10 protein-coding genes are annotated in these 9,570 nt (G+C 40.9%); 3 read left to right on the forward strand and 7 right to left on the reverse strand.

From position 1 onward, the window contains the following. Nucleotides 1-132: 132 nt before the first annotated feature. The 7 genes from ABJK37_RS17080 to pomA form a co-directional block, all read right to left on the reverse strand. Nucleotides 133-1,575 carry a sigma-54 dependent transcriptional regulator gene (locus ABJK37_RS17080; RefSeq protein WP_348356470.1) on the reverse strand — a complete coding sequence of 481 codons (1,443 nt, stop codon included), beginning with the start codon at nt 1,573-1,575 and terminating at the stop codon, nt 133-135. Nucleotides 1,576-1,770: 195 nt separating this feature from the next. After that, complete coding sequence (locus tag ABJK37_RS17085; protein ID WP_348356472.1) at nt 1,771-2,574, reverse strand: flagellin; 804 nt, start codon at nt 2,572-2,574, stop codon at nt 1,771-1,773. A gap of 111 nt (nt 2,575-2,685) precedes the next feature. After that, nucleotides 2,686-3,018 carry a hypothetical protein gene (locus tag ABJK37_RS17090; RefSeq protein ID WP_348356474.1) on the reverse strand — a complete coding sequence of 111 codons (333 nt, stop codon included), beginning with the start codon at nt 3,016-3,018 and terminating at the stop codon, nt 2,686-2,688. Between the two features lie 160 nt (nt 3,019-3,178). Next, complete coding sequence (locus ABJK37_RS17095; protein WP_348356476.1) at nt 3,179-3,610, reverse strand: hypothetical protein; 432 nt, start codon at nt 3,608-3,610, stop codon at nt 3,179-3,181. Continuing rightward, complete coding sequence (locus tag ABJK37_RS17100) at nt 3,610-4,878, reverse strand: hypothetical protein (protein WP_348356478.1); 1,269 nt, start codon at nt 4,876-4,878, stop codon at nt 3,610-3,612. Before ABJK37_RS17100 ends, ABJK37_RS17095 begins: the two co-directional genes overlap by 1 nt. A gap of 146 nt (nt 4,879-5,024) precedes the next feature. Then, complete coding sequence (locus ABJK37_RS17105; protein WP_348356480.1) at nt 5,025-5,942, reverse strand: flagellar motor protein MotB; 918 nt, start codon at nt 5,940-5,942, stop codon at nt 5,025-5,027. A 3-nt stretch (nt 5,943-5,945) separates the two neighbouring features. Then, nucleotides 5,946-6,710: a flagellar motor protein PomA gene (gene pomA, locus ABJK37_RS17110; RefSeq protein WP_348356482.1), complete on the reverse strand. Its 765-nt coding sequence runs from the start codon at nt 6,708-6,710 to the stop codon at nt 5,946-5,948. A gap of 305 nt (nt 6,711-7,015) precedes the next feature. Here pomA and xseB point away from each other — a divergent pair, with 305 nt between their 5' ends. The 3 genes from xseB to dxs all read left to right on the forward strand — a co-directional run. Continuing rightward, complete coding sequence (xseB, locus tag ABJK37_RS17115) at nt 7,016-7,258, forward strand: exodeoxyribonuclease VII small subunit (protein ID WP_348356484.1); 243 nt, start codon at nt 7,016-7,018, stop codon at nt 7,256-7,258. Nucleotides 7,259-7,384: 126 nt separating this feature from the next. After that, a complete protein-coding gene (gene ispA, locus ABJK37_RS17120) occupies nt 7,385-8,275 on the forward strand; it encodes a (2E,6E)-farnesyl diphosphate synthase (RefSeq protein WP_348356486.1) in 891 nt (296 codons plus the stop codon). A 67-nt stretch (nt 8,276-8,342) separates the two neighbouring features. Beyond that, nucleotides 8,343-9,570: 1-deoxy-D-xylulose-5-phosphate synthase (gene dxs, locus ABJK37_RS17125; protein WP_348356488.1), on the forward strand; the 1,228-nt coding region annotated here is incomplete at its 3' end.

A 9,570-nucleotide genomic window follows, 5' to 3' on the forward strand; every position in this document is an offset into this window, starting at 1 on the left:
CAAGATTTACAATATAAATCAAATAGTTACACTAATTATCGAGGCATAATTAACGTCAAGGAAATGACACTGTTACCTAAGAGGTAATAAAAGAGGCAATAAATTGATATGAGGATCCGCGAATGGTTTCGATTAATCTTTACTAATATTGTACTTACGCATTTTTTCAACCAGAGTGGTTCGACGCATACCAAGGGCTTCAGCAGCTCTGGCCACCACCCAATCTTGTTGATCAAGTGCTTGAGTTATCAAGTTAACCTCTAGGTCAGATATATATTCTTTGAGATTTAGACCGTCAACCGGTAACTCAGTAGACAAACCTTGATTGCCCTGATTATCGACGTCTTCATTTTCTTCAAGATCTTCACTCTCGCCACCAAACATAGCGTTAATCGCGTCGCGCTCTAACAGTTCATCAGGATAGTCTGGGGCGTATGCTTCTAGGTCTAAATGATTGTACTTACTGGGTAAATCACTCACATCAATCAGTTGGTTTGGGTATAAAATCATCAGGCGTTCGACTAAATTTGATAACTCACGGACATTTCCTGCCCATTTATGTTCCATCAAAGAAGCCATCGCATTGGCGGTGAATTTGATTTGTGCGTTATCAAGTTCTAATCGAGACACCAACTCTTGTAGCAGCAGCGGAATGTCTTCTTTACGATCACGTAATGCAGGGCTGTCAATAGGAAAAACATTTAAACGGTAATACAAATCTTCTCTGAATTGTCCGTCCTCAATCATGACTTCTAAATCTCTGTGGGTAGCAGCAATGACTCTCACGTTGCACTGGATTGGCTTAGTGCCTCCAACTCTTTCATAAGTACGTTCTTGCAAAACCCGAAGCAATTTGACTTGCATTTGTAACGGCATATCACCAATTTCATCAAGAAATAATGTGCCTCCTTCCGCTAGCTCAAAACGTCCTTTTCGAGAACCAACAGCGCCAGTAAAGGCCCCTTTTTCATGACCAAACAATTCACTTTCAAGTAATTCCCCCGGAATAGCACCACAATTGACAGGTATAAAAACGCTGTCAGTTCGGTTTGACAAGAAGTGAACATTGCGAGCGATAACCTCTTTACCTGTACCTGACTCACCTAAAATTAGGACATTTGCTTCAGTGGGGGCCACTTGTTCAATTAAATGTCTGACACCTTGGATTTGCGCACTTTTTCCAATTAAGCTTCTAAATAAACGAGTTTTATTGTGTACGCTAGTTTTGGTGTTTGGTTGATTACGTTTATATTCCTGACAACGATGTAACATTTGAGTCAGTTCAGGATAGGTAATCGGCTCTCTAATGGCACCTACAATATTAGTGCGAGGCTCAAACGTTTCGTAATCACCAACTAACACAAAAGGATGATGTGGAAATTTTTCACTGATATCGCTAGCCAAATCCTGAGTAGCGGCATCGATTAAAATCGAGGTTATATCGGTTTTATCTTTAAGCGTTTCCATCGCTGCGGGGAATAAGACACTAGTGCAAGGCTCACCGAGAAAAGTCAGAATGGTACTCAGATTATTTGCCCGCTCTACGTCAGAACTAATAATCAAAATATTGCTCATTCCACTTCCAGCCTGCTGTTGTTTTTATAATTCACTGTATTGTATATGATTTTAACCATTCGAGTTGGGATAGCAATATTAATTAAGGCATTTTTAAATACTATCTACCATTGCGAAGCTATCAAAGTCAGGATATTAATTTCAACAAAAAAAAGAGCGGCTTCGCCACTCTTTTATTGTAACCATCATTGAAGATTAGCCATTTAACAAAGATAACACTTGGCCTTGTTGTTGATTAGCAATACCTTGCACTGCTAAGCTCGATTGGCTCAATATACTCGCAGCAGCGTTTTCGGACGCGGCTTGTGCAAAATCGGTATCTTGTATACGGCTTCTTGCGGCAGACACATTCACATCGGTTTGTGTTAAGTTTCGTGCTGCACTTTCAAATTGATTTTGAGTGGCACCTAAATCAGCCCTTGCACTGTTTACAAACTCAGCAGCATCTTCGGCCACCTGCAGTGCATCTTCCGCGCCTTGGGCAGTGCTTAAATCTACGTTCAAAATATCGTTTAAGCTAGAGGAAACATCACTAGTAGAGACAGCAATTTTTTGTCCAGCATTCGCACCAATTTGAAAATCAATATTACCTTCGCTTGATAACAATGGTTTTCCAGCAAATTCTGTTTGTTCCACTGTTTGTGAAATATTCTCTTGTAACTGAGAAACTTCTGCTTGAATCGCTTGACGATCAGAGTCGCTCAACAACCCATTACCAGATTGCACCGACAGTTCTCGAATACGATTTACATCTTGATTAATATTGGCTAACCCACCTTCGGCAACTTGAGTCAAAGACACACCATCGAAAGCGTTAGATATTGATTGGCGATTGCCCTCAACCTGGGTAGTCAGGCGATCAATAATTTGTTGAGCCGCCGCGCCATCAGCCGCACTATTGATCCGTTTACCCGAAGCAAGTTTCTCTAATATTGACTCTTGCTTGTTTTGCACCTGTTGTAACAACGATGTATTCGATTCAGTATTAAAACCAATCATAGATTTACCCTCGATTTGTTGCTGACAATAATAGCAGAATGACCCCATATGTGTAAAATACATGCAGTAAACTAAAGGTATTCAAAACGATAAGTACTTATGAGTAAAACATTAAATAGTGTGGCTGCTTTGATGTTTTTTTAGTTTCTTATTCAATACAACAATAACGAGTGGCCATAGCAAAGTATTAATAAAATCATGTAGGCTATTGGACCAGCGAAAAAAGCCCACTGAGTTGAAGTCATCAATCAAGTCCATTACTTCCAAACCTAATGCTACAATACATACAGGAATCAGACACTTAAAGGTAACCTTACCTTTTGCCAAAACGACGACCGAGAGTATAAATACACTCATACCAATGTGAACGTGTATTGCATCTTTCGATAAACCTAATAATTCTACCATGTGAAGTTTAAGCGCTTGAAAATCGGAAGTTTCCATTTCAGATAGCCTTTTTTAATTGTTTGAAAAGATGTAGCGACACATTGAAACAATATTAACCCGTCAAAAGAAATACTAATTTGATTGGCGAGAGGATAGCTCTTGCAGAAAACCGCCCTATGACATAAAAACTAACAACAACAGGATTTAATTACCCGAGCTATTGTGTAAATCGGTAAACGACTTTGACCTCATCTGTCACACTGTTTTGGTGAACATACGCAATTGCATTTTCGGTTTGCATGACAAAATCCAAAATGGCTTTTTCGTCTTTTTGTTGAGTAGGTGGCCGGGCGCGTCCCGAGAACTTTACCTTAGACCAATACGCATTGACTCGCGCTAAGGGCATACCCACTAGCAGTTCGTAAAACTTTTCTCTGGTCTCTAAATCCTCTTCAATATCAACGGGAACAGCCCGAGCTCCATCTGGAAAGGCCACATATTTCCCCATATACAAGTCAATAAGTTGAGAACGAGAAAGCGCATCAGTTGGATTGTTCTTATGCACTACCAGCACTAACTCGTTGCAAACCACCAAGTTTGCAAAACTAAGTCCAACAATTAATAGCAATACTTTTATACAAGCTAACATCAGTACAAGAAGCTCACATTGGCAAATAAGGCGTTAACATGTCCTGTGCGTTTAAGTGTCGTATAATCTTTGGCTGGGGGTTGCCAAAAGGTACTGCCCCCTTTATCAATTCGGGTATGATCTAGCTGCAGTTTAAATGACATATTGGGGTCGAAATCCCAGCGCCACCCTAACGAAAATGTCTTTTGATTAATGGTAAAATAGTTCAACAACAATTCTGCACCTTCATAAGCCTCTAGCCCAAAAGGTACTTGCTCAAGTGCAGCAAGGTTAATGCCTTCAAGTTTAAACTCTTCTGAATCACTGAATGCTAAAGAAGTGAAAAAATTATGTGCATTATAATGATAAATACCACTTAAATAGCCGCTCTCAACCCCCGGCACACCCAAACTTTCACTGCTGATTTTTGACAATTCTGAAATGACAGTTACTGAATCAAATCGATATTGACCACTTACAGAAGTATAAATTCCATTTCTATTGTCTAAATCAATATCTGTAGCAAACGCCATTGAATTAGGCCAAATAGCAGAAAAGTTAGGAACAAGCGCATCCATTTGAACTAGGGCTTCAATTAACGGTTCAGCCACTTGAGAATCAAATTTTAATCTAGTGCGATTTATTGCAACTTCCCAATCCATAGAATGGAAGTCCAACGCTAATCCAATAGTGTCATCCAAACGAAACAGCCCAGCACTTGAGGATCCGTAAGCAGTTAATGGAAACTCATTTTCGCCATAAAACAACTTAGCTGCAAAGGTTATATCCCCTATTGGTTTGTTAAAAGTTACATCAACACCGTCAAGGTAACGATGTGGAATAACACCATAAATTTCACTAGGAACATGGGCCCAACTATAGGCATATCCAATGTCACGATATTCGGTTAACAGGAATAAATCATATGCAGTACGGCCGATTCTAAATGACCAATTAGGGTTAGGGGCATACCGTACAAAAGCTAAATTGATAGTCGTGTCAAGGTTAAGTTCTTTCTGGTCTCGGTAAACAGCTTGAACAACAAAATCGATTTCTTCAGACGCAATAATATCGAACTGCACTCCCAAATTTGAGCCCTCCGCAAAATCGATATCGTTTTCAAATACTCCACCCGTTTTCGAAAAGTCGGCTCGGTATCCAAAATCTTTTGAATCAGTGGTAACGACCCCGATAGTTCCGAATCCGGATACCCGAAAATCGGCTTCAGCTCTGACGAAATTCGATAGTGATACTGATACTAGAAGAATTAGAAAAAGACACTTTGACATGACGTATATGACCTTAAAATACTTAGGCACTATTTGGCACATAATGATGCCGCCTCTTTGACTAGATGAACTAGCTAATATTGTAAAAATAACACATAACGATTTTTTTTGTGTATTGCTAAATCAATAAATAACATGAATTGGAGCTACTCAAGCACCGATATGGGGTCAGAAACTTTAGGTTTACCTTGAATGATAGAGATTTCAACTCGGCGATTACGACTGCGAGCTTGTGCATCATCAGTATCCAATAAAGGAGCCGTATCGGCCTTGCCAACTACAGACATTCTGCTTTCATCAAAGCCGGGAGCGCGTCTTAGCTCTTCAGCCACCGCAACCGCTCGTTGTGCAGATAGATCCCAATTGGAACGATATAACTCATTTGATATTTGTTGACTATCGCTGTGCCCAGACACCTCAATGTCACCGGGCATTTCAGCTAACAAAGCCCCTATTTTTCGTAATATGGGTACAAACTGCGGTTGTAAAAACGCTGAACCTGCTGAAAAAGAACCATTTTCTCGAATACGGATAGTAATTTGCTGACCTAAAGATTCCATTTCAATAGCACCGTCTATTATCTGTTTTTCTAATTGCTGAGCAACTTTACGGGTGCGTTCATCCACTTCTTCTTGACTGGCATTTTGACTAGTGGTTTGCTGTTCCGTAGCAGTTTGTTGCGCTGCGCCGCCTCTTTGCTCACCCCGTTGCTTTTGCCGGCCGCCAGCCGAATCTTCGTTACCCGCTTGAAATTCCAACATTTCTTGGGTCATGTCTATAGTTTGCTGCTGAATGGTATCAATGGGCGTAGGTTCAGGACGGCCCGGTCGAAACTCCATGGCAATAACACTGGTACCTTTGGGGATATCTTTGACTTCAATTTTATTCTGGACCCCAAAAGCAAATTTCATCGAACCCGCTATTTGCTTGAATTTAAGGACATCCATCTCAGAAAACGATAACAATAAAACAAAGAAACACATCAACAGTGACATCAAATCAGCAAAAGTTCCCATCCAAGCGGGTAACCCTTCTGGGGGACATTTAGGGCATTCGTCTTCCATTAGTTATTCTGCCTCTTCAGCAGCACCACGTTTGCTGGCCGCAAGGTAATTTTTCAATATCCCTTCTATCACTCGCGGATTTTGTCCATCAGCAATACCGATAATGCCATCTAACACTAGACTTTGATTGAGCTTTTCTTCATCAGCGCGATTGCTTAACTTTACAGATATGGGTAAACAAATCAGGTTGGCTAACATCGCACCATATAAAGTCGTTAATAACGCAACCGCCATAGCTGGACCAATAGATTTAGGATCGTCCATGTTTGACAACATCGCCACCAATCCAACTAAAGTTCCAATCATACCCATAGCAGGAGCGACATCACCTAAACCTTTAAAAATGGATGCGCCAAATTCGTGGCGTTCTGTGGTCATTGCGATATCTTTACTTAAAGTAGCTCTAACCACCTCAACGTCATGACCATCAACCAACATATCTACGCCTTTTTGCATAAACGGATTTTCAATTTCAGCTTCTTCAAGGGCTAAAAAGCCACCTTTACGTGCGGCATCAGCCATTTCCACAATTTTTTCAATCTGCGATTCAGGGGTGTCGATCTTAAACATAAACGCTTTGCCCGCAACCTTACCCGCACCAAAAAACTGCCCTAGCGTATATTGAGATAACACCACAAATAAGCTGCCACAAAATACAATCAATATTGAAGGTACGTTGATGAACATCGCAATGTCACCACCTTGGATCATTGCCATTACTACAAACCCAATGGCACCAAGAATACCGATTATGGTTGCTAAATCCACATTATGCTCCCAATGGAAATAAAGGTATAAATACTAAATAACAAAGACCTATAGTTTAGTTTTCGCCAAACTATACGACCCACAATAAACTAAATGGGTAAACAAAATTAACTATTTGCACCCCATTTTATCGACAATCTTAAATAATTCTATAGTAACCATTTTGGTAATCAGTTTGACATCAATATTTTTCCACTTGATAACCTTATTTACATGTGTTTTTGCGCCCCAATTGAAAAGTATTTGAAAGTCCTTTTTCGCTCAGGTAAGGTGCGTGCCACTTCAGAAATTGGTCGAAGAAGAATATGACAACAACAAAAAAGCCTGAATCACTCAGCTTTGAACAATCTATGCAAGAATTAGAAACCTTAGTATCCATGATGGAGCAAGGTGATTTGCCCTTAGAAGACGCATTACAGAGCTTTGAGCGAGGTATTACGCTTGCTAGGCACAGTCAGCAAAAACTAAAAGATGCGGAACAAAAAGTACAAATTCTCACCACTCAAAATGGTCAACAAAGCTTAGACGTATTCGAATCAGATAATTAACCTGAAACGTGGATAAGCAATGTCGAACGAGGTTTACTTTTATTTATTTCAACTTTTTAAACGCTTAGTTGGTCAACACTCCTTGCCAAAAGAGAGCCGTTGCTTTTCTATAGTTCAGGTTACCAAATGCATTTAAACACCTTCCGAGAAACGTGCAACGACAGGGTTAACACGACGCTAAGTCAGACTATTAATGCGTTACCGCACCATTCAGAAACACTTAAACAAGCAATGGAGTACGCATTACTAATAGGCGGTAAAAGAATGCGCCCGTTTCTTGTCTATGCCACTGGAAAAATGCTTTCTGTTTCAGAGCAAGATCTAGATGGTCCAGCTGCAGCTATAGAAGCCATTCATGCCTATTCACTTATTCACGATGATTTACCAGCGATGGATAATGATGATTTAAGGCGTGGACACCCTACTTGCCATATTCAATTTGATGAAGCCACAGCGATTTTAGCGGGTGATGCCCTACAAACCCTAGCCTTTGAAATACTCAGCAATTATCCACTTAGCAGTGAATTGTCTCCAAAACGCATAGATTTAATAAAAATAGTGAGTCATGCTGCGGGTTACAATGGCATGTGTGGTGGCCAAGCTATGGACTTAGCAGCTACCGGACAACAAATTAGCCAACAACAACTCGAACAGTTGCATAACAAAAAAACCGGGGCGTTATTGAGTGCTTGTGTCGAAATGGCTATCGCGTTAGCCACAGATATTACCCCACAAAACCAACTACATTTGCTAAAATTTGCCACAACTATTGGTCTAGCGTTTCAAGTGCAAGACGACATTCTAGATGTAGTAGGTGACTCTGCAGTACTAGGAAAACCGCAAGGCTCAGACCAACAGCAGAACAAAAGTACCTACCCAGCATTGCTAGGACTGAAACAAGCACAGGCTTATCTCGATGATCTTCATCAACAAGCGCTTCAAGCTTTGCACGCTTTGCCTTACAATACCCAGATGTTAATGTCGTTCACCGACTTTGTTATCCATCGTTCTTACTAAGTTCTTACTTAAAAACTAGCAGAGAAAGCTTGGATAAAATGAAATTTAAATTATCGAAACCCATTTAATGACCTTAGAAATTGCGCACTACCCTATCCTCGCTCAAGCTGACACACCAGAACAGTTAAGAGAACTATCACAAGATAAGTTACAACAACTGAGTGTTGAATTACGCCAATACTTGTTAACCAGCGTAAGCCAAAGCAGTGGACATTTTGCCTCAGGATTAGGCACAGTTGAGCTAACGGTTGCGTTACATTATGTATACAACACCCCTTTTGATAGATTGCTGTGGGACGTGGGTCATCAAGCCTACCCTCACAAAATTTTAACGGGGCGCCGTGAACAAATGCCTACGATCCGCAAAAAAGGGGGCTTGCATCCATTTCCTTGGCCACCAGAAAGCCAATATGACACTTTTGCTGTTGGCCATTCATCTACCTCTATCAGTGCCGCACTAGGCATGGCCGTTGCCGCTGAAAAAGAAGCCTTGGGTCGCAAGGTTGTAGCGGTAATTGGTGACGGTGCTATGACTGCTGGCATGGCGTTTGAAGCGCTGAATCATGGCGGTGATATAAGCAAAGATTTGTTAGTGGTGCTAAATGACAATGAAATGTCGATTTCTGAAAATGTTGGCGCCCTTAATAGTCACTTGGCAAGACTACTTACCGGTAATTTTTTCAACTCAATTCGTGATGGCGGTAAAAAATTACTGAGTAATGTGCCTCCCATCAAAGAATTTGCTAGTCGTGCAGAAGAACACATTAAAGGCATGGTGGTTCCCGGCACTATTTTTGAAGAATTAGGATTCAAATATATTGGGCCCATAGATGGTCATGATGTTAATGGTGTTGTCGATACGCTGCGTAATATGCGCAACATCAAAGGTCCACAAATATTACATGTGGTGACTAAAAAAGGTAAAGGTTATGAATCTGCAGAGCAAGATCCTATTAAGTTCCATGCCGTTCCTAAATTCAACCCTAAGGACCAAGCGTTGCCCAAAGCAGCGCCAAGCAACCCAACATTTTCTGCGGTATTTGGCGATTGGTTGTGCGATATGGCTGCACAAGATCCTAAGTTAATGGCGGTTACACCAGCCATGCGCGAAGGCTCTGGAATGGTTAAGTTTTCTCAGCAGTTTCCTTCCCAATACTTTGACGTGGCAATTGCCGAGCAACATGCAGTAACTTTTGCTGCGGGTTTAGCCAAAGAGGGCATGAACGCAGTAGTCGCTATTTATTCTACATTTTTACAACGTGCCTACGACCAACTAATTCACGATGTGGCGATAC

This window comes from Paraglaciecola sp. (genome assembly GCF_039964565.1).
GTDB lineage: Bacteria > Pseudomonadota > Gammaproteobacteria > Enterobacterales > Alteromonadaceae > Paraglaciecola.